The sequence below is a fragment of the Rhodococcus sp. WB1 genome, from assembly GCF_001700945.1.
In the GTDB taxonomy this organism is placed as follows: Bacteria; Actinomycetota; Actinomycetes; order Mycobacteriales; family Mycobacteriaceae; genus Rhodococcus; species Rhodococcus aetherivorans.
The window spans coordinates 3,685,408-3,705,408 of the sequence record NZ_CP015529.1 but is presented as its reverse complement, the minus strand read 5'-3'; the positions used below and the strand labels follow the sequence as shown (position 1 = coordinate 3,705,408).

18 protein-coding genes are annotated in these 20,001 nt (G+C 73.2%); 15 read left to right on the top strand and 3 right to left on the bottom strand.

What is annotated here, in order from left to right; all coding sequences use genetic code 11:
• The first annotated feature begins 21 nt into the window (after nt 1-21).
• The 5 genes from typA (at nt 22) to A4U64_RS16290 (ending at nt 5,470) form a co-directional block, all read left to right on the top strand.
• A complete protein-coding gene (gene typA / locus A4U64_RS16305) occupies nt 22-1,908 on the top strand; it encodes a translational GTPase TypA (RefSeq protein ID WP_006933946.1) in 1,887 nt (628 codons plus the stop codon).
• Nucleotides 1,909-1,973: 65 nt separating this feature from the next.
• Complete coding sequence (locus A4U64_RS16300; protein WP_065922830.1) at nt 1,974-3,881, top strand: ABC transporter family substrate-binding protein; 1,908 nt, start codon at nt 1,974-1,976, stop codon at nt 3,879-3,881.
• Complete coding sequence (gene mshB / locus A4U64_RS16295) at nt 3,878-4,771, top strand: N-acetyl-1-D-myo-inositol-2-amino-2-deoxy-alpha-D-glucopyranoside deacetylase (protein WP_084648721.1); 894 nt, start codon at nt 3,878-3,880, stop codon at nt 4,769-4,771. Before A4U64_RS16300 ends, mshB begins: the two co-directional genes overlap by 4 nt.
• Nucleotides 4,772-4,821: 50 nt before the next feature.
• Entirely contained in the window at nt 4,822-4,980 is a 159-nt protein-coding gene (locus A4U64_RS28555; RefSeq protein WP_006933951.1) for a hypothetical protein, read from the top strand.
• 52 nt (nt 4,981-5,032) lie between these two features.
• Complete coding sequence (locus A4U64_RS16290; RefSeq protein ID WP_006933953.1) at nt 5,033-5,470, top strand: hypothetical protein; 438 nt, start codon at nt 5,033-5,035, stop codon at nt 5,468-5,470.
• Here A4U64_RS16290 and A4U64_RS16285 read toward each other — a convergent pair.
• The 3 genes from A4U64_RS16285 to A4U64_RS16275 are packed head-to-tail and all read right to left on the bottom strand — an operon-like array spanning nt 5,433 to nt 8,193.
• Nucleotides 5,433-6,167: a uracil-DNA glycosylase gene (locus A4U64_RS16285; protein WP_006933956.1), complete on the bottom strand. Its 735-nt coding sequence runs from the start codon at nt 6,165-6,167 to the stop codon at nt 5,433-5,435. The genes A4U64_RS16290 and A4U64_RS16285 overlap by 38 nt on opposite strands.
• The gene (locus A4U64_RS16280) at nt 6,164-7,717 is read right to left on the bottom strand and encodes a PH domain-containing protein (protein ID WP_065922829.1); all 1,554 of its coding nucleotides are present in this window, start codon (nt 7,715-7,717) and stop codon (nt 6,164-6,166) included. The genes A4U64_RS16285 and A4U64_RS16280 overlap by 4 nt, the downstream gene beginning before the upstream one ends.
• A complete protein-coding gene (locus A4U64_RS16275; protein ID WP_044475775.1) occupies nt 7,714-8,193 on the bottom strand; it encodes a PH domain-containing protein in 480 nt (159 codons plus the stop codon). The genes A4U64_RS16280 and A4U64_RS16275 overlap by 4 nt, the downstream gene beginning before the upstream one ends.
• Nucleotides 8,194-8,367: 174 nt before the next feature.
• On the opposite strand from A4U64_RS16275, the gene A4U64_RS16270 reads away from it, so the two are divergent.
• From A4U64_RS16270 to A4U64_RS16225, 10 genes are all read left to right on the top strand, one after another.
• Entirely contained in the window at nt 8,368-8,556 is a 189-nt protein-coding gene (locus tag A4U64_RS16270; RefSeq protein WP_006933961.1) for a hypothetical protein, read from the top strand.
• A 60-nt stretch (nt 8,557-8,616) separates the two neighbouring features.
• The gene (locus A4U64_RS16265) at nt 8,617-11,250 is read left to right on the top strand and encodes a bifunctional FO biosynthesis protein CofGH (RefSeq protein ID WP_029542348.1); all 2,634 of its coding nucleotides are present in this window, start codon (nt 8,617-8,619) and stop codon (nt 11,248-11,250) included.
• A complete protein-coding gene (locus A4U64_RS16260) occupies nt 11,247-11,948 on the top strand; it encodes a hypothetical protein (RefSeq protein WP_044475772.1) in 702 nt (233 codons plus the stop codon). Before A4U64_RS16265 ends, A4U64_RS16260 begins: the two co-directional genes overlap by 4 nt.
• Before the next feature lie 129 nt (nt 11,949-12,077).
• Nucleotides 12,078-12,401, top strand: coding sequence for a ferredoxin (fdxA, locus tag A4U64_RS16255; protein WP_006933964.1), 324 nt, complete (start codon nt 12,078-12,080; stop codon nt 12,399-12,401).
• On the top strand, nt 12,401-13,522 hold the full coding sequence (gene dapC, locus A4U64_RS16250; protein ID WP_376744876.1) for a succinyldiaminopimelate transaminase: 1,122 nt from the start codon (nt 12,401-12,403) through the stop codon (nt 13,520-13,522). The genes fdxA and dapC overlap by 1 nt, the downstream gene beginning before the upstream one ends.
• Before the next feature lie 143 nt (nt 13,523-13,665).
• On the top strand, nt 13,666-15,306 hold the full coding sequence (pruA, locus tag A4U64_RS16245) for an L-glutamate gamma-semialdehyde dehydrogenase (RefSeq protein WP_006933968.1): 1,641 nt from the start codon (nt 13,666-13,668) through the stop codon (nt 15,304-15,306).
• On the top strand, nt 15,303-16,322 hold the full coding sequence (locus tag A4U64_RS16240; protein ID WP_006933970.1) for a proline dehydrogenase family protein: 1,020 nt from the start codon (nt 15,303-15,305) through the stop codon (nt 16,320-16,322). Before pruA ends, A4U64_RS16240 begins: the two co-directional genes overlap by 4 nt.
• Before the next feature lie 76 nt (nt 16,323-16,398).
• Complete coding sequence (locus tag A4U64_RS16235; RefSeq protein WP_006933977.1) at nt 16,399-17,094, top strand: hypothetical protein; 696 nt, start codon at nt 16,399-16,401, stop codon at nt 17,092-17,094.
• 5 nt (nt 17,095-17,099) lie between these two features.
• Nucleotides 17,100-18,518: an acyl-CoA synthetase gene (locus tag A4U64_RS16230; protein WP_006933979.1), complete on the top strand. Its 1,419-nt coding sequence runs from the start codon at nt 17,100-17,102 to the stop codon at nt 18,516-18,518.
• Nucleotides 18,519-18,648: 130 nt separating this feature from the next.
• On the top strand, nt 18,649-19,914 hold the full coding sequence (locus tag A4U64_RS16225) for a PucR family transcriptional regulator (RefSeq protein WP_006933981.1): 1,266 nt from the start codon (nt 18,649-18,651) through the stop codon (nt 19,912-19,914).
• Nucleotides 19,915-20,001: the final 87 nt, after the last annotated feature.

The following is a 20,001-nucleotide window of genomic DNA, read 5'->3' as shown; positions in this document are numbered from 1 at the left end:
AACAGCCAGGAGAGCCATCGCGTGAGCACCGCCAGTTTCCGCAACGTCGCCATCGTCGCGCACGTCGACCACGGAAAGACCACCCTCGTCGACGCCATGCTGCGCCAGTCGGGCGCCTTCGCCGAGCGCGCGGAACTCGTCGACCGGGTCATGGACTCCGGTGACCTCGAGCGCGAGAAGGGCATCACCATTCTCGCGAAGAACACCGCCGTGCACCGGTACAACGGCGACGGCACCGTCACCGTCATCAACGTGATCGACACCCCCGGTCACGCCGACTTCGGTGGCGAGGTCGAGCGCGGCCTGTCCATGGTCGACGGCGTCGTCCTGCTCGTCGACGCATCCGAGGGCCCGCTGCCGCAGACCCGCTTCGTGCTGCGCAAGGCGCTCTCCGCGTCGCTGCCGGTGCTGCTGGTGGTCAACAAGACCGACCGCCCCGACGCCCGCATCGCCGAGGTCGTCGAGGAGACCCACGACCTGCTGCTCGACCTCGCCTCCGACCTCGACGACGAGGCCTCCGAGGCCGCCGAGCAGCTGCTGGACCTGCCGGTCCTGTACGCCTCCGGGCGCGAGGGCAAGGCGTCGACGGAACAGCCCGAGAACGGACAGGCGCCCTCCGCCGAGAACCTCGACGCGCTGTTCGACGTCCTCATGAAGTACATCCCCGCCCCCAAGGGCGATCCGGCCGCACCGCTGCAGGCCCACGTCACCAACCTCGACGCCTCCGAGTTCCTCGGCCGCCTGGCGCTGCTGCGCATCCACAACGGCGAGCTGCGCAAGGGCCAGACCGTCGCGTGGATGCACGCCGACGGCGTGAAGAACGTGAAGATCACCGAGCTGCTCCAGACCATCGGTGTCGAGCGCCGGCCCGGTGACGTCGCCGTCGCCGGCGACATCGTCGCCGTCGCCGGTATCCCGGACATCATGATCGGCGACACCCTTGCCGACGTGGACAACCCGGTCGCCCTGCCGCGCATCACGGTCGACGAGCCGGCCATCTCGGTGGTCATCGGCACCAACACGTCGCCGCTCGTCGGCCGCGTGCAGGGCCACAAGCTGACCGCGCGCATGGTCAAGTCCCGTCTCGACTCGGAGCTGGTCGGCAACGTGTCGCTGCGCGTGCTCGACATCGGCCGCCCCGACGCCTGGGAGGTGCAGGGCCGCGGCGAGCTGGCGCTGGCCATCCTCGTCGAGCAGATGCGCCGCGAGGGCTTCGAGCTCACCGTCGGCAAGCCGCAGGTGGTCACCCGGCAGGTCGACGGCAAGGTGCACGAGCCCTACGAGGAACTCACCATCGACAGCCCCGAGGAACACCTCGGCGCGATCACCCAGCTGCTCGCGGCCCGCAAGGGCAAGATGGTGCAGATGTCCAACCACGCCGCCGGATGGGTGCGCATGGAGTTCATCGTCCCGTCGCGCGGCCTCATCGGGTTCCGCACCGACTTCCTCACCGAGACCCGTGGCACGGGCATCGCCAACGCCGTTTTCCACGGCTACGCCCCGTGGGCCGGGGAGATCCGCGCGCGGCACACCGGCTCGCTGGTCTCCGACCGCTCGGGCTCGGTCACGCCGTTCGCCATGATCCAGCTCGGCGACCGCGGCACCTTCTTCGTGGAGCCGGGCAGCGACACCTACGAGGGCCATGTCGTGGGCATCAACCCGCGCGCCGAGGATCTCGACATCAACGTCACCCGCGAGAAGAAGCTCACCAACATGCGCTCCTCCACGGCCGACGTGATGGAGACCCTCGCGAAGCCGATCACCCTGAGCCTCGAGGAGGCCATGGAGTTCTGTGCGTCCGACGAGTGCGTCGAGGTCACCCCGGAGATCCTCCGCGTCCGCAAGGTGCACCTGTCGGCCACCGACCGGGCCCGCGCCCGCTCGCGGGAGAAGGCTCGCAACAAGTAGTCGCGGCAGTGGTGGTCCCGGCGCAGCCGGGACCACCGCCGCATCCCGGAGGGAAGGGAGGCCGGATGCGCAGGATCGCCGGGATCACCGCGGTCGCCGCGGTGCTGGGGTTGACGGCGTGCACCGCCGATCCGCCGCCGCCGATCGAGCAGACCGAGCCCACCCGGATCCCCACCCCGGTTCCCCAGCTCAACACCGTCGTGGTGGCCGTCGACGACGTGGGCGCCGGGCTCAACCCGCACCTGCTCGCCGACCAGTCGCCCGTCGGCAACACCGTCGCCGGGATGGTGCTGCCGAGCGCGTTCCGGCCCGTGCCCGACCCCGCGCGGCCCGGCGCCTCCGCCTGGGTGCTCGACGAGTCCGTCCTCGCATCGGCCGAGGTCACCTCGCAGGCCCCGTTCACCATCACCTATCAGGTGCGCGACGAGGCGCAGTGGTCCGACAGCGCGCCCATCGCCGCCGAGGACTTCCGGTACCTGTGGCAGCAGATGATCACCCAGCCCGGTGTGGTCGATCCCGCCGGATACCGCCTCATCGAGGACGTCGGATCCTCCGGCGGCGGCAAGACCGTCACCGTCACGCTGCGCGAGCCCTACCCGGCGTGGCGGGAACTGTTCATCCACCTGCTGCCGGCTCACCTCGTCAAGGACACTCCGGGCGGTTTCACCACGAGCCTCGCCGAATCGATCCCGGTGTCCGGCGGGCAGTTCCATGTCAAGTCCGTCGACCGCGGCCGCGGCGAGATCCTGCTCGAACGCAACGATCGCTTCTGGGGCACGCCGGCCCGGCCCGACCGGATCCTGTTGCGCCGCGGCGGAACCGACGCGCAGCTCGCCGAGTCCATTCGCACCGGCGACGCGCAGGTCGCGCAGATGCACGGTGGGGGATCCGCGCTGCTCGCCCAGCTCGGCGCGATCCCGCAGGTGCGCACCGGCACCCAGCTGCAGCCCCGCGTCCTCGAGCTGACCCTCAACGGCCGCACGACCGAGTTCGCCGATCCGCGCGTGCGCCGGGCCGTCCTCGGGCTTCTCGACCCGGACCTGCTGGCCACCGTCGCGGCCGGCACGGAATCGGCCGTCGTCGCGGCCCGCGCGCAGGTGCTCGCCCCGTCCGATCCCGGCTATTCGCCGACGATGCCGCCGCGGCCCGGCCGCGAGGAGTCCCTCGCGCTCCTCGCCGGGGCCGGGTATGTACCGGCCGGCCCGGCGACGATCGACGCAACCGGCACCCCGGCGCCCGAGACCGCGACCACGGGTCTGCTCGCCCAGGGCGGCGTGCCGCTCACCCTCGTGCTGGGCGTGCCGGAGAACTCGCCGGTGGCCGACGCCGTCGCCCGCACCGCCGCGGACCAGCTGCGTGGGGCCGGCGTCGCCGCCACCGTGACGACGTTGCCGCCGGACGAGCTCTACGGCGACGCCCTCGTCGAGGGGACCGTGCATGCGGTGGTCGGCTGGACGCGCGCCGGAGGCGACCCCGCCACCGCTGCGCTGTCCCGATTCGGTTGCCCCCCAGTGCTTCCCGAGCAGGGCCCCGGCTCCGTCGAGCCGGCTCCCGCACCCACCCCGACGCCGGAGCCCGCCCCCGGCGGTGACGCCGAGTCCGTTCCGGACGGTGACGCCGAGTCCGTTCCGGACGGTGACGCCGGGCCGGTTCCCGACGGTGACGCCGGGCCGGTTCCCGACGACGAGATCGAGGCCGCCGAGGCGCAACTCGCCGCACCGAGCAACGTGTCCGGGGTGTGCGACCCCACCCTCGACCCGGAACTCGCCGGGGCCCTGCGCGGCGCCGGCGACGTGCCCGCCGTCCTGGCCGGGGCGCAGCCGAAGCTGTGGGACCTCGCCGTCACCCTGCCGATCGTGCAGGACCGCACCGTGATCGCCGCGGGACCCGGCGTCGAGGGCGTGACGCTGGCCGGCTCGATCCCTGCCGGTTCCCTGTCCGACGCGCAGAACTGGTGGAGGACCACACCGTGACCGATCGGAACGCCCCCGCGCCGAAACGCCTGCTGCTGGTGCACGCCCATCCCGACGACGAATCCATCACCACGGGCGGCACCATCGCCCGCTACGCCGCCGAGGGCGCCGAGGTCACCGTCGTGACGTGCACCCTCGGGGAGGAGGGCGAGGTCGTCGGCGACGAATGGGCGCAGCTCACCGCCGACCGGGCCGATCAGCTCGGTGGCTATCGCATCCACGAGCTCGGCCGGGCGCTGGCCGCCCTCGGCGTGCCCGCGCCCCGCTTCCTCGGCGGCGCCGGGCATTGGCGCGACTCCGGGATGGCCGGCACCCCGTCGGCCGCGAACCCGCGGGCCTGGGTGAACGCCGACCGCGACGAGGCGGTGGCCGCACTCGTCGCGGTGATCCGGGAACTGCGCCCGCACGTGGTGGTCACCTACGACCCCGTGGGCGGTTACGGCCACCCCGACCACATCCGGGTGCATTACGTCGTGACCGCAGCGGTCGAGGCTGCGGGGACCGGCGCCTACCCGCACGCCGGCGCACCGTGGGATCCGGCGAAGCTGTACTGGACCGTCACCGAGGCGAGCGCCCTGCATCGCGGCATCGCGGAGATGACCGGCCTGCCCGACGGGTGGCAGCGTCCCGGCCCCGACGACCTGCCGTGCGTGCCCGACGAACAGGTCACCACCGTGGTCGACGTCGCCGGCGTGCTCGACGCCAAGCGGGCGGCCCTGGCGGCGCACGCGACCCAGGTCGTCGTCGCGCCCGGCGGAGCACAGTTCGCCCTGTCCAACCTCGTCGCGCAGCCCGTGCTGGAGCAGGAGCACTACGTGCTCGTCCGGGGCGACCGCGGCGACGTCGACGGCTCCGGCCGGGAGCGTGACCTCTTCGCCGGGCTGAGTTAGTGTGACCACGAGCACCGGACAGGTGATCGTGGTCACACGAGAGGGTCCTGATGTACAACTGGTCCGTCCAGAACCAGATCGTCGCATTCGTCGATTCGCTGCGTCCCTACGCGGACCAGATCAACGCCGCCTACTACCAGGCGCTCTACGGATTCGCGGACCAGGCCAGCCACGTGCTGACGCTCATGGGCTACCCGCCGGTGCCGTGATCGGCCGGGACCCGGTGACCACCCACCCGCGCCGGTGGCGCACTATCGAACGATGACGGTCGATCCCGCCACCACAGCCACCGAAGCTCCCGCCCCGCCGGCGCCGAAGCCGCGGCCGGGCATCGTCGCGCTGCTGACCTTCGACGGCTTCCTCTGCGCGCTGCTGTCCGTGTTCTTCCTCGGCCTGTACATCGGCACGGTGCCGTTCCCGATCACGATCGTGCTGGCCGGCGCGGCGAACATGCTCCTGGTGATGGCGATGCGTGCCGAGACCGGGTCCGCCTCGCGCGCGGCGTGGCCGCTGCTGGCGTGGATCGTCGGCTTCGTGGTGTGCCTGGCCGGCGGTCCCGGCGGCGATCAGCTCCTCGTCGCCGACTGGCGGACCCTGCTGCTGCCGGTCGGTGCGCTCGCCCCCGCAGGGTTGCACCTGTTCGTCGCCCGCATGGCCGCGCTCACGAGCGCAGTCCGGCAGCCCGCGCCGCGTCCGTGAGCACGGCGGTGAGCATGGCCGGGGTGAGCCGGCCGGTGAACGTGTTCTGCTGGCTCACGTGATAGCAACCGAACACGTGTAGCGGCCTGCGGTCCGCAGCGTCGCCGCGCGGCCGCAGTTCCACCGCCGTGCCGTGCCCGAATCCGGGGCGGGGACGCGGCACGGCCCAGCCGGCGTCGTCGAGCACCGGGAGCAGCGCCCGCCATCCGAAGCCGCCGAGCACCACGACCGAGCGCAACGTCGGCGCCAGCAGCTGTAGCTCCGCGTCGAGCCAGGTGCGGCACGTGTCCCGCTCCTGCGGCGTCGGCCGGTTGGCCGGCGGCGCGCAGTGCACCGGCGACGTGACGCGGGTGCCGAACAGTTCGAGGCCGTCGCCGCGGTGCGTCGCGGTGGGCTGCGACGCCAGGCCCGCCGCGTGCAGCGCGGCGTACAGGAAGTCGCCCGAGCGGTCGCCGGTGAACATCCGGCCGGTCCGGTTGCCGCCGTGCGCGGCCGGGGCCAGGCCCACGATCAGCAGGGACGCATCCGCCGGTCCGAACCCGGGCACGGGACGCGCCCAGTACTCCTCGTCGCGGTATGCGGCACGCTTCTCGCGGCCCACCTGCTCCCGCCACGCGACCAGTCGCGGGCAAGCCCGGCACTCGATCAGGCGCGCGTCGAGCGCGGCCAGGTCCGGGGGCCGATCGATCGGGTTCATCGGCGCACCCATCCGTCGCCGGCCCCGGGAGTGACCGCCTCGACCAGCGCCCACGCCTGCTCCGCGGGGAGGTCCACCACCGCGTAGCGGCCCGTACCGGCCGGGGTCGCGGCGACGACCGTCGCCACCCCGGCGCGGCGCTGGAAGAACGTCTGCCGCACCGTCCAGCCGATGATGCCGTCCGCCTCGAGCGAGACGCGGCGCCGATCCAGCGACCCGCCGCGGGTGATCAGCCACGCCGTCGCGTCCTGCGGCCCCGCCCCCAGCACGGCATGCCCCAGGCTGCGGTAGCGATCCCACGCCAGCCCCACCGCCGCCACCGTGACGGCCGCGACCGCCGGACCCCATGCCGCCACCGGGACCGTGCGGCCGGTGACCGCGACCGCCGTCGCACCGGCGGCGACGGCCAGCGCCACGGGACTCAGCGCCCGGGTGAACCGTCGCCGCCGCGCCGCCGGCCCGTGCGGCCGCAGCGGGGCGTCGAGCTGCCGCGTGTCGCGCAGTACCGCTGCCGCGACCCGTCGCGCCTCGGCGGAGGGCGCGGGCGGCAGCAGCAGCGACGACTCGCCGTGCTCGGCGGCGACGCCGGTCATCACCGCGTCCAGGCGGGCCCCGCCGGCCAGGCGCAGCGCAAGCGGCTCGCGAAGGCTCACGCCGCGCAGGCGGCGCCGGTCCAGGGTGGTGTGCCGGTGCCGCAGCAGGCCGTGCCCGACCCGCAGCATCCGCCCGTCGTCGGTGACCGACAGGTCCGCGTACAGCAGCACGTACCGCACGCACGCCGCCAGGCTCGCCACCACGCCCAGGACGAGCAGGCCGAGCACGGCGGCGACGAACGGGCCGGCGGCCTCGATCGACGACAGCCCGCGCTCGACGGTGGCCGACTCGCCGAGCCGCTCGGCGATCCCGTACTGGAAGGCCAGTCCCACCACCGCCGCGACGGTGACCAGCCCCGTGGTCGAGAACGGGGCGTAGCGCACCCAGCCCGGCTGGAACCGGGCGATCGCGGTTTCGGCCGGGGCGGCCGCCCCGGCCGCCTCGTCCGGCGCTCCCGGGTGCGTGCTGAGCAGGGCGGCGCGCAGCGCCGGCACGGCACCGACCGCCAGGCCGTTCAGCTCGAACCGGTTGCGGTCGCGTCCGGCGCCGGTCCGCTGGCCGGTCCCGATCCGCACCACCGCCAGCCCGAACAGCCGGTGCAGCAGGCGCTGTTCGACGTCCACGGACCGGATGCGGCTGCGCGGCACCGACAGCAGCTGGCGCTGCAGCAGGCCCCGGCGCAGCTCCACGTGCACCGGTCCGATCCGGTAGGTCGTGGTGAACCAGCGCAGCATGCCGATCACCACCAGCAGCGCGGCCACCGCCAGGCCCCAGCCGTGATTGCCGCTGCTGCTGCCGAGCAGCACCGACGCCACCAGCACCGGCAGCAGCCGCAGTACCTCCTCGACGGGGTGGATCAGCAGCATCCGCGGATCCAGCCGCAACCACGGCTGCTCGGCCTCGGCGGCGAGGGCGGGGGCGTCCTCCCGCTCCGGCGGCACGGGTACGTCGCTCACGTGGCATCGGCCTGGCTGCTGCCGGCGATCGCGGTGAGCCGGGCGGCGGTGGCGTCGGCGACCCCGACGTCGAGAGCGGTGATCTCCACGGCGCCCGCGGACGAGGCGGTGGTGACGGTGACGGTGGCGAGGCCGAGCCATCGTTCGATCGGGCCGCGCTCCGTGTCGACCGTCTGGATCCGGGAGATCGGCGCGATCCGGCGTTCCTGGGTGAGCCACCCCGAGCGCGTGTACACGGCGGTGTCGGTGATCTCCCAGCGGTGCACCCGGTACCGCCACAGCGGCATCACGGCCACGTGCGCGACGGCGAGAACCGCGGTGGCGACGCCGGCGGCGACGTGCCAACCCGGGTGCCGGCCGGAGTCGACTATCGCCCACACCACCTGCGCGGCCACGACCGGCACCCACAGCAGTGCGGCGCTCACCGCCCACAGCAGCCGCGCCCTCGGGCTGGGGCGCCACGCCGGATCGGCCATCGTCACCGGCGGCGGGGCGGCCCTGCCGGCTGCCGGGGGCGGCGGGGGGTCGTCCCGGTTCACGCGGTTCTCCTCGTCGGTGGTGTCCAGTCGGTTCCAGGCTAAGCTGATCGGGCGAGCAAACCCGGCAATGCCGCGACCGGGTTCGGAGTCGACACGAGGAGGAGGACCGCCGTGACCGAATCATCGGAGACCACCGAATACACGGAACTGCCCGAGGCCGATCGGATCGAGCAGGAGATGCCGGCCGAGGACGAACCGGCCGACGACGAGGTGACCTCGGTGCCGCTCGAGGTGGAGCCCGCGGACGTTCTCGAGCAGAGCCGGGTCGTCCCGGGAGACGAGGACTATCCCCGCGAGTGAGTTCGCCGGGGACGTGCCCCCGAGGTGGCATGGGTACGGCGGGTGGCGCATGATCGGCGAATGACCGATTCGACCCACGACGGTGCCACGCCCGCGATGTTGCCCCTGCCCTCGGTCCGCGCCGGCGCGGCCGGGCCCGCGTCGTCCGCGGCGGATCCTGTGCGGGTTTCGCCGTCGGGCATGCGGCGGGCGTTGCGGCGCGCGCGGGACGGGGCGACGCTCAACGTCGACGAGGCCGCGATCCTGCTCGCCGCCCGGGGATCGGATCTCGAGGACCTGTGTGCCTCGGCCGCCCGGGTGCGCGACGCCGGTCTGCTCGCGGCGGGCCGGCCGGGCACGGTCACCTATTCCCGCAAGGTGTTCGTCCCCATCACCCGGCTGTGCCGGGACCGCTGCCACTACTGCACGTTCGTGACCGTGCCGGGCAAGCTGCGCGCCGCCGGGCAGGGGATGTATCTCGAGCCCGACGAGATCCTGGACATCGCCCGGCGTGGAGCCGAACTGGGTTGCAAGGAAGCGCTTTTCACGCTCGGTGACCGGCCCGAGGAGCGCTGGCCGGAGGCGCGGCAGTGGCTCGACGAGCGGGGCTACGACTCGACCCTCGACTACGTGCGCGCGATGGCGATCCGGGTACTCGAGGAGACCGGGCTGCTGCCGCACCTGAACCCCGGGGTGATGAGCTGGGCCGAGATGTCCCGTCTCAAGCCGGTGGCCCCGTCGATGGGCATGATGCTCGAGACCACGTCGACCCGGTTGTTCACCGAGCAGGGGGAGTGCCACTACGGCAGCCCCGACAAGGACCCGGCGGTGCGGCTGCGGGTGCTCACCGACGCGGGCCGGCTGTCGGTGCCGTTCACGACCGGCATCCTCGTCGGCATCGGCGAGACGCTCACCGAGCGCGCCGAATCCATCGCGGCAATCCGCAAGCAGCACAAGGCGTTCGGACATATCCAGGAAGTGATCGTGCAGAACTTCCGGGCGAAGGACGACACCGCGATGCGCGACGTGGACGACGCCGGACTCGACGAGTTCCGGGCCGCGATCGCCGTGGCCCGGCTCGTGCTCGGCCCGTCCATGCGCATCCAGGCGCCGCCGAACCTCGTCGCCGCCGACGAGTGCCGCGCGCTGCTCGCCGCGGGCGTCGACGACTGGGGCGGGGTCTCACCGCTGACCCCGGACCACGTCAACCCGGAACGGCCGTGGCCGAACCTGGACGCGCTCGCACGGATCAGCGCCGACGCCGGGTTCACCCTCACCGAGCGGATCGCGGCCCAGCCGCAGTACGTGCTGGCCGGGCAGCCGTGGATCGACCCGCGGATCGCCGCCCACGTGCGCGCGCTGGCGGACCCGGCGACCGGTCTGGCCCGGGACGTGACCCCGCAGGGGCAGCCGTGGCAGGAGCCCGACCTCGATTGGGAGTCCAGCGGCCGCGTGGATCTGAACTCCGAGATCGACGTGACCGGGCGCAACACCGAGTACCGCTCCGACCTCGGCAGCGCGTTCGGCGACTGGGACACCGTGCGCGAGCAGGTCCTCGCACTCGGCGCGAATGCCCCGGTGCGGTTGGACGGGGACGTGCTCTCGGCGCTGCGCGCCGCGGAGAAGGACCCCGCCGGTTGTACCGACGCCCAGTACGTCGCCCTCGCGCACGCCGACGGGCCCGGCCTCGAGGCGGTCGTCGCCCTGGCCGACCAGCTGCGCCGGGACACGGTCGGCGACGACGTCACGTACGTGATCAACCGGAACATCAACTTCACCAACATCTGCTACACCGGCTGCCGGTTCTGCGCGTTCGCGCAGCGCAAGGGCGACGCCGACGCGTTCACCCTGTCCACCGCGGAGGTCGCGGACCGGGCGTGGGAGGCGCACGTCGCCGGTGCCACCGAGGTGTGTATGCAGGGCGGCATCGACCCGGAACTGCCCGTCACCGGCTACGCCGACCTGGTCCGCGCGGTCAAGGAGCGGGTGCCGTCGATGCACGTGCACGCCTTCTCCCCGATGGAGATCGCCAACGGCGTCTCCCGCAGCGGCGTGTCCGTCCGCGACTGGCTGACCGAGTTGCGTGAGGCCGGCCTCGACACGATCCCCGGCACCGCCGCGGAGATCCTCGACGACGAGGTCCGCTGGGTGCTCACCAAGGGCAAGCTGCCCACCGCGGAGTGGATCGAGGTGGTCACCACCGCACACGAGGTGGGGCTGCGGTCCAGCTCGACGATGATGTACGGCCACGTCGACCAGCCGCACCACTGGGTGGGGCACCTGAACGTGCTGCGTGGGATCCAGGACCGCACCGGCGGCTTCACGGAGTTCGTGCTGCTGCCGTTCGTGCACCAGTCGTCGCCGCTGTACCTGGCCGGCGCGTCGCGGCCCGGTCCGACGTTGCGCGACAACCGCGCCGCGCACGCGCTGGCGCGGATCATGCTGCACGGCCGGATCGACAACATCCAGACCAGCTGGGTCAAGCTCGGTGTCGCCGGCACGCAGGCGATGCTGCAGGGCGGCGCCAACGACCTCGGCGGCACCCTGATGGAGGAGACGATCTCCCGGATGGCGGGTTCCCAGCACGGCTCGGAGAAGACCGTGGCGGAACTCGTGGCGATCGCCGAGGGCATCGGTCGCCCGGCCCGTCAGCGGAGCACCGCCTACGCGCCGCTCGCTGTCGACGGGGGCGCCCTCAGCGGGGCCGGCCGGTGAGCCCCAGGCTGGGCGACGGGGTCGTCGTGGCGGCCCTGGACGCGACCGCCGCGGGCGTCGGGCCGCTGTTCGACCTGGCGTACCTCGACCCGTTCGGTCTCAAGGCCCGCACGTTCGTGCCCACGGTGCGGGAGCGGACCCCGGTCGAGCAGGTGCTCGACGCGGCCGCGGCCGTGCTCGACGCCGGTCGCGTGCCGGGCACGGCGGCGTGGGCGGCCGCGTCGGAACAGGAGCGGGTGAACTGGTGGGTCGGCGGGCTCGGCTCGGTCTCGACGCTGCCCGTCGCGTTCCCCGGCATGCTCGGGGTGGTGGGCCGGATGCTGCCGCTGCAGGACGCGCTCGGCTTCGTGAACCAGGCGGTCGTGCTGCTCGCCGTCGCCCGGGAACGCGGAATCCACGACCGCGACCGCCAGGTGCGGATGCTCGCGGCCGTGCTGTGCCGCCGCGACCTCCTCGGCACGGGCGAAACCGGGACACCGCTGTCGTGGGTGCGGCGTCCGGTGCGGTCGACGATCGACCTGGTCCGCGCGGTGAACGCGGAACTCGCGCGGCGTCCGCAGCCGTCGGGCGCGTGGCGCGCGCTCGGCGTGCTGCCGCTGGTGGGGGCACTGGCCGGATACGTCGGCGAGCGGTCCGCCCTGTCCCGGGCCGCCGCGGACGGGCAGCAGTGGCTGGGCGCCCAGCCGGGGCCCATCTAGTCAGGGCACCCTAACTCGGAGGGGTGTCCCCGCGGCGGGGGATACTGGACGTCGACGGACGCGGAGCGCGCCCCGATTCGGCGTGACCGTGCAGGTGGGCGGGCGACCAGAGAGGCAGGGAGAACACCAGTGACGTACACGATTGCGGAACCGTGCGTGGACGTGTTGGACAAGGCGTGCATCGAGGAATGCCCGGTCGACTGCATCTACGAGGGCGGTCGCATGCTGTACATCCATCCGGACGAGTGCGTGGACTGCGGTGCCTGCGAGCCGGTGTGCCCCGTCGAGGCGATCTTCTACGAGGACGACGTGCCGGACGAGTGGAGCGCGTACGTCAAGGCCAACGTCGACTTCTTCGACGATCTCGGATCCCCGGGTGGCGCCGCCAAGCTCGGCAAGGTCGACTACGACCCGCCGTTCGTCAAGGCCCTGCCGCCCATGGGCGAGGAATAGTGATCGGCGGTACCGTGACGCGCACTCGTCGTTCGGTGGCCGCGAGCCTGCCGGACTTTCCGTGGGACTCGCTGACCGGCGCGAAGGAGAAGGCGGCCGCGCACCCCGGCGGCATCGTCAATCTCTCGGTCGGCACCCCCGTCGACCCCGTCGCCCCGGTCATCCGTGAGGCGCTGCTCGCCGTCGCGGAGGAATCCGGGTATCCGACCACCCACGGCACGGAAGCGCTGCGCGCTGCCGCGGTCGGGGCGCTGGCCCGACGCTACGGCGTCACCGGCATCGACGCGTCCGCGATCCTGCCGGCCATCGGCACCAAGGAGATGATCGCGTGGCTGCCGAGCCTCCTCGGCCTCGGCGGCAGCGACCTGGTGGTGATCCCCGAGCTGGCGTACCCGACGTACGAGGTGGGAGCGCTGCTCGCCGGCACGCGGATCATTCGTGCCGACGGCCTCAACCGCCTGGGACCCGAGGGCGCGGCGCTGGTGTTCGTGAACTCGCCGTCGAACCCGACGGGCAAGGTGCTCGGCCTCGAACACCTGCGCAAGGTGGTGGACTGGGCGCGCAGCCGGGACGCGATCGTCGTCTCCGACGAGTGCTACCTGGGCCTGACCTGGGAGGGTGAGGCACTGTCCATCCTGCACCCGAGCGTGTGCGACGGCGACCACACGAACCTGCTCGCGGTGCACTCGCTGTCGAAGACGTCGAACCTGGCCAGCTACCGCGCCGGCTTCGTCACCGGCGACGCCGAACTCGTCGCGGACCTGCTCGAGGTGCGTAAGCACGCCGGCATGATGGTGCCGCTGCCGATCCAGTCGGCGATGACCGTCGCGCTGAACGACGACGAACACGAGAACGCGCAGCGCGAGCTGTACCGCAAGCGCCGCGAGGTGCTGCTCGCAGCCGTCCGCGGTGCCGGGTTCACGGTGGATCACTCCGAAGCCGGCCTGTACCTGTGGGCGAGCCGCGGCGAGGAGTGCCGCGCGACGGTGGACTGGTTCGCCGAACGCGGGATCCTCGTGGCCCCGGGCGAGTTCTACGGTCCCGGCGGCGTCCAGCACGTGCGGATCGCGCTGACGGCCTCGGACGAGAGGATCGCGGCCGCCGCGCAGCGGCTGATGTGATGCGCGCGCACCGGCTGATGTGATGTGCGCGCACCGGCTGACGTGATGCGCGCGCGGCGGCGCGCGGCGGAAGCGACGCTGCCCGAGCAGGATTGCCGTATGCGACGCCGTGTTCGGCGCTACCCTGGGCCCAGGGAGGCCCCATGGACGCCGTCACTGCAGTTCCTGCGCCGGCCAACGAGCCGGTCCACACCTACGCTCCCGGCAGCCCGGAGCGGGAGCGTCTGACCGCCAAGCTGAAGGAGCTGGCGGCCGAACCGGTGGACGTCTCGCACGTCATCGGCGGCGAGCACGTGCACGGTGAGGGCGATCGCTTCGACATCGTGCAGCCCCACAACCATCACGCGGTGCTCGGCACCCTGCGCAACGCCACCCCGGCGGAGGCGACGGCGGCCGTCGAGGCGGCGACGGCCGCGGCCCCCGCGTGGCGGGAGATGTCGTTCGACGCCCGCGCGGCCGTGCTGCTGCGGGCCGCCGACCTGCTGGCCGGGCCGTGGCGGGAGACGATCGCGGCCGCCACCATGCTGGGCCAGTCCAAGTCGGTGCAGCAGGCGGAGATCGACGCGCCGTGCGAACTGGTCGACTTCTGGCGATTCAACGTGCACTTCGCCCGGGCGCTGCTCGCCGACCAGCCGTATTCGTCGCCGGGTGTGTGGAACCGGATGGACTACCGGCCGCTCGAGGGGTTCGTGTACGCGATCACCCCGTTCAACTTCACGGCGATCGCCGGGAACCTGCCCACCGCTCCGGCGCTGCTGGGCAACACCGTGGTGTGGAAGCCCGCACCGACGCAGTCCCTGTCGGCGTACTGGACGATGCGCCTGCTCGAGGCGGCGGGGATGCCGCCGGGCGTGATCAATCTGATCACCGGGGACGGCCGGGTCGCGTCGGAGGTGCTCCTGCGCGATCCGCGGCTGGCCGGTATCCACTTCACCGGGTCGACCCGGACGTTCCAGCACCTGTGGCGGGAGGTCGGGGCCAACATCGACGGCTACCGCACGTATCCGCGGCTGGTGGGGGAGACCGGCGGCAAGGACTTCGTCCTCGCGCACCCGTCGGCCGATCCGGGCGTGCTGTCCACGGCCCTGATCCGGGGGGCCTTCGAATATCAGGGGCAGAAGTGCTCGGCGGCGTCGCGGGCGTTCCTGCCCCGCTCCCTGTGGCGGCGCATGCGCACCGAGTTCCTCGACGAGGTCGAGAGCCTGACCTACGGCGACGTGACCGACCTGTCGAACTTCGGCGGCGCCCTGATCGACCGGACCGCCTACGAGAAGGTCGTCGGCGCCCTCGAGCGGGCCCGCGACCGCGAGTCGATCGAGATCGCCGTCGGCGGCGGGTACGACCAGTGGGTCGGCTGGTTCGTGCGGCCCACCGTCCTGCTCACCGACGATCCGGGTGACGAGTCGATGTGCACGGAGTACTTCGGTCCGGTGCTGAGTGTGCACGTCTACGACGACGCGGAGCCGGACGCGTGGCGGCGGGTGCTCGACCTCGTCGACCGCGGCGCCCCCTACGCGCTCACCGGCTCGGTGATCGCCGAGGACCGCGCGGCCGTCGAGGAGGCCACCGCCGCGCTGCGGTTCGCGGCCGGCAACTTCTACGTCAACGACAAACCCACGGGCGCGGTGGTGGGGCAGCAACCCTTCGGCGGCGGCCGGGCGTCCGGCACCGACGACAAGGCGGGCTCGCCGCTGAACCTGCTGCGCTGGGTGTCGGCGCGGACGATCAAGGAGACGTTCGTGCCACCGACGGACTACCGGTACCCGCACATGAAGGGCGGGTGAGGTCCGTGGTCGCCTCGGAACCGCTGCCGTCGCCGCCCGTGACGTCGCGGGCGCTGCCGCGGCTGGCGTCGAACCCGCTGCGGCCGGTGATCCTCGCGGCCGCGAAGTCGCCCCGCGTCCGGGCGCTGGTCACCACGGCGCCGCCGACACGCCGGCTCGTCGACCGGTTCGTCGCCGGGGACACCCGCCCCGACGCGCTGGCGGCCACGAAGGCCCTGCTCGGCACCGGACGGGCGGTGAGCATCGACCACCTCGGGGAGGACACCACCGATCTCGCGCAGGCCCGGGCGATCGTCGCCGAATACGAGGCGCTGATCGCCGACCTGGCTCCGCTGGTCGAGCGCGATGCGCCGATGCCGGCGGTGGAGGTGTCGGTCAAGCTCACCGCGCTCGGCCTGGCCCTCGGCGCCGAGGGCCCCGGCATCGCGCTCGGGCACGCCCGGCAGATCTGCGCGGCCGCCGCCGCGGCGGGGGTGTGGGTCACCGTCGACGCCGAGGACCACACCACCACCGACGCCACCCTGTCGATCGTGCGGCGGCTGCGCGAGGACTTCCCCTGGGTCGGTGCCGTGCTGCAGGCCTACCTGCGCCGCACCGAGGCGGACTGCCGCGACCTGTCCGGCCCGGGCTCGCGGGTGCGGCTGTGCAAGGGCGCCTACCGCGAACCGGCGTCGGTGGCGTACCAGGATTCCGCCGAGGTGGACGCCTCGTACCTGCGGTGCCTGCGGGTGCTCATGGCCGGGCAGGGCTATCCGATGGTGGCCTCGCACGACCCGGCGATCGTGGCGGCCGTGGGCCCGCTCGCCGCCGAGCACGCCCGCGGCCCGGACGGATTCGAGCATCAGATGCTGTACGGGATCCGCGACCTCGAACAGCGCCGGCTCGCCGGCGCCGGGCTACGCATGCGGGTGTACGTCCCCTACGGGGCCCAGTGGTACGGGTACCTGATGCGGCGGCTCGCGGAGCGGCCGTCGAACCTGCGGTTCTTCCTGCGCTCGGTGGTGTCACGGGATTGAACGTCCGGCGCCGGGGGAGCGGACCCGCCGTCGACGGAACCGGACGCCGGGTACGTCCGCAGGTACATTGACGCCCGTGAGCACCTCGGAGGCCGACCCCGGTTCGGTGCTCCTGCTCGCCCTCGTCGCGGCCCTCGCGGTGCTGCTCGCGCAGCGTCGGTGCGCGCCGCCGGGGCGGCTGGTGTGGTGGCCCCCGCCGGGTCAGCTGCTGTGGCCGCCGCCGGTGACCGCGCTCGTGCTGTGGCTCGTAGTCGCGGTCCCGTCGCTGCTGCGCCTGGCCGTGCCGTCGCTGCTCGGGACGTTCGGCCGCGACCCGCTGCGGATCCGCGCCGAGGACGAATGGTGGCGGGTCCTGACCTCGGTGCTCGTGCAGGACGGCGGCGTGTTCGTCACCCTGGTGAATCTGCTCCTCCTCGCCGTCGTCGCGACCGTCGCGGTGCGGGTGTGGGGCCCGGGCCGGGCGGTCGGGTTGTTCGCGGTGAGCCAGCTGCTGTTCGGGCTGTTCACCGCGTTCGTGTCGCCGTCGACCGGTGCCGGCAGCTCGGGCGCGTCGTTCGCGGTCGCGGGGTCGATCGCGGGCCTGTGGCTGGCGGTCGGCGCTCGCGGGGCCGTGCTCGCGGCCGCCGTCGGCATCGGCCTCGCCGGCGCGGTGCTGGTGGTGGCCGGTGACGGGCACGGCGTGGCCGTCCTCGTCGGTGTGCTGCTCGGCGCGGTGCTCGGGACGGTGGCGCCGCCGCGCCGCGCCGCCCTCGCGGCGGCTGTGCGATCCTGACCGACGTGTCTTCGCTGCTTCGTTCCCTCAACCCCCTGGCCGTCGCGCGCGGCGACGACCTGCCCGACGCGGTCCGCATCGACGGGCACACGCTCTCGCGCAGCGACATCCTCGGCGCGGCCGGTGCCCTGGCCCGCCGCATCGGCGGAGCCGAACGTCTCGCGGTGCTCGCCGCGCCGACGGCGACGACGGTGATCGCGGTGGTGGGCTGCCTGCTCGCCGGGGTCACCGTCGTCCCGGTGCCACCGGACTCCGGCCCCGCGGAACGGGAGCACATCCTGCGCGACTCCGGAGCTCAGGCGTGGCTCGGCGACGTGCCGGACGAACCCGGCCTGCCGGTGGTGCCGGTGCGGCTGCACGCCCGCGACTGGCACAGTCACCCGGAACCCGATCCGTCCCGCACGGCGTTCGTGCTCTACACCTCCGGCACCACCGGCGCGCCCAAGGGCGTGCTGCTGAGCCGCCGCGCGATCGCGGCCGGGATCGACGCGCTGGCCGAGGCGTGGGACTGGACCGAACGCGACACGCTGGTGCACGGGCTGCCCTTGTTCCACGTGCACGGCCTGATCCTCGGCGTGCTCGGTCCGCTGCGCGTCGGCAGCCGGCTGATCCACACCGGCAGGCCCACCCCGGAGGCGTACGCGCAGGCGCACGGCACCCTGTACTTCGGGGTGCCGACGGTGTGGTCCCGCGTCGTGGAGGACGAGGAATCCGCGAAGGCCCTGAGCGGTGCGCGGCTGCTCGTGTCCGGCAGCGCGCCGCTGCCCGTCCCGGTGTTCGAGCGCCTGCGCGAGCTGACCGGGCTGACCCCGATCGAGCGGTACGGGATGAGCGAGACGATGCTGACGCTCAGCACCCGGGTCGACGGGGAGCGCCGGCCCGGATGGGTGGGTACTCCGGTGCGCGGGGTCGAAACCCGGCTGCGCGACGAGCACGGCAACGACGTCCCCCACGACGGGGAGAGCATCGGCGGGCTGCAGGTGCGCGGGCCGATGCTGTTCGACGGCTACCTGAACCGTCCCGACGCGACGGCCGCGGCGTGGACCCCGGACGGGTGGTTCGTCACCGGCGACGTCGCGGCGATCGATCCGGGCGGGTTCCACCGCATCGTCGGTCGCGAGTCGACGGACCTGATCAAGTCCGGCGGCTTCCGGGTCGGGGCCGGCGAGATCGAGACCGTGCTGCTCGGCGATCCGTCCGTGCGGGAGGTCGCGGTGGTGGGCGTCCCCGACGACGACCTGGGCCAGCGCATCGTCGCCTTCGTGGTGCCCGCCCCGGACGGCCCGGCCGTCGACCCGGGCGCGCTGATCGAGCTCGTGGCCCGTCAGCTCTCCGTGCACAAGCGGCCGCGGGAGGTGCGGGTGGTGGACACCCTCCCGCGCAACGCGATGGGCAAGGTCCAGAAGAAGCAGCTGCTGACCTGAGTCTCGGCCCGTCGGGGCCGCCGGGTGTGAGCCAGGTCTCTGCGGGCCCTTGTCCGATTCGCCCGGGCCACGTACCTTCCTACGGCAGAGTAAGTTCGTCTCTTTCCGGAGTCATGGGGGGTTCCGCGGAATGTCGGTGTCCGAATACGGTTCGCGGTCCGGGGTGGCGTTCGTCGTCGACGGAAGGCCCGCCTCGGTCCCGCTGCGGGACCTGCGCGCCGTCGCCCGCAAGCTGGTCGCGCACTTCGCGGACAACGTCGCGCCGTGTTCGCTGCAACCGGGCGAAGCCCTGCGCGGCGACGTCACCGAGATCACCGTCCGGTGCCTGCGCCTGGCGATCCAGGTGCTCGACACGGGGGAGCTGCCGACCGACGCCGACCTGTCGGAGCTGCGCAGCAGCGCCGCCCAGTGGGCGCGCGCCGGGTTCCGTCTGGAATACATGCTGCGCATCTACCACGAGGGCATCCGGCTGGGCTGGGAACTTGTCACCGCCCGGGCCCGCGAGGGCGACGTCGAGTCGGTCGCCGCGGCGTCGCGGCTGTGGATGGCGCTGCTCGAACGCGTCACCGTCGCCGCGACCACCGGGTTCGTCGCCGAACTCGAGGCGATGCGCCGCAACCGCGACGTCGCGGCCCAGGAGCTCGTGACGGCCCTGCTCGGCGGGCAGGACGCCGCCGCCGTCGCGCGCCGGTCCGGGCTCGAGCTGGCCGAGCGGTACACGGTGCTGGGAGTGCGGCTGGGCCGGCACCCGGACGAGCGCAATCCGCACGTGCGGCCGGAGGTCGTCGCGCGGCGTACCCTGCGGCGGCTCGAGACCGAGCTGGACCGGGTGTGCGACGGCCGGCAGCTGACCATGCTCGGACCCGAGGGCGGCACCGTGCTGCTCGGCGACACCCCGGCCGAGCACATCCGCACCGCGCTCTACGAGCGGGTCGCGCGTGCCGCGGGGGTGCCGCTGACGGTCTCGCTCGTCGAGTCCGACGTCCCGGGCATCCCCGCCGCGGCGCACCAGGCGCACGAGCTGCTCGAACTGGTCGGCCATCTGCGCCGGCCCGCCGGCGTGTACCGGATGCAGGACCTCGCGTTCGAGTATCAGCTCACCCGGCCCGGGCCGGCCCGCGAGCACCTCGTGCGGGTGCTCGAACCGCTCGCCGACGCGCCCGAGCTGGTCGAGACCCTCGAGACCCACATCGCCCACGAACTGAGCCGCCAGCGCACCGCGAGGAGCCTGCACGTGCACGCCAACACCGTCGACTACCGGCTCAAGCGGGTCGCGCAGCTCACCGGGTTCGATCCCACCGTCCCCTCCGGGCTGCGCCACCTGCACGCCGCGCTCGTCGCGCGGCGCCTCCAGAGCGGAGCGGCAGCCGGCGGCTCACCTTCCGACGGCACGTGAGACCGGACCGTTACGATGTGGCGCAGATCATGACGACGGTGTGTGCGGCGCGGCCCGGCACCGGCAGGGGAGGACCACATGGCAGGA

Bases quoted from the DNA above. Each gene is read 5' to 3' on its own strand.
- A4U64_RS16285 (WP_006933956.1), bottom strand. From the start codon at position 6,167: ATGAACCCGATCGATCGGCCCCCGGACCTGGCCGCGCTCGACGCGCGC.
- A4U64_RS16265 (WP_029542348.1), top strand. From the start codon at position 8,617: ATGACCGATTCGACCCACGACGGTGCCACGCCCGCGATGTTGCCCCTG.
- A4U64_RS16300 (WP_065922830.1), top strand. From the start codon at position 1,974: ATGCGCAGGATCGCCGGGATCACCGCGGTCGCCGCGGTGCTGGGGTTG.
- A4U64_RS16225 (WP_006933981.1), top strand. From the start codon at position 18,649: ATGTCGGTGTCCGAATACGGTTCGCGGTCCGGGGTGGCGTTCGTCGTC.
- A4U64_RS16275 (WP_044475775.1), bottom strand. From the start codon at position 8,193: ATGGCCGATCCGGCGTGGCGCCCCAGCCCGAGGGCGCGGCTGCTGTGG.
- A4U64_RS16290 (WP_006933953.1), top strand. From the start codon at position 5,033: ATGACGGTCGATCCCGCCACCACAGCCACCGAAGCTCCCGCCCCGCCG.
- A4U64_RS28555 (WP_006933951.1), top strand. From the start codon at position 4,822: ATGTACAACTGGTCCGTCCAGAACCAGATCGTCGCATTCGTCGATTCG.
- pruA (WP_006933968.1), top strand. From the start codon at position 13,666: ATGGACGCCGTCACTGCAGTTCCTGCGCCGGCCAACGAGCCGGTCCAC.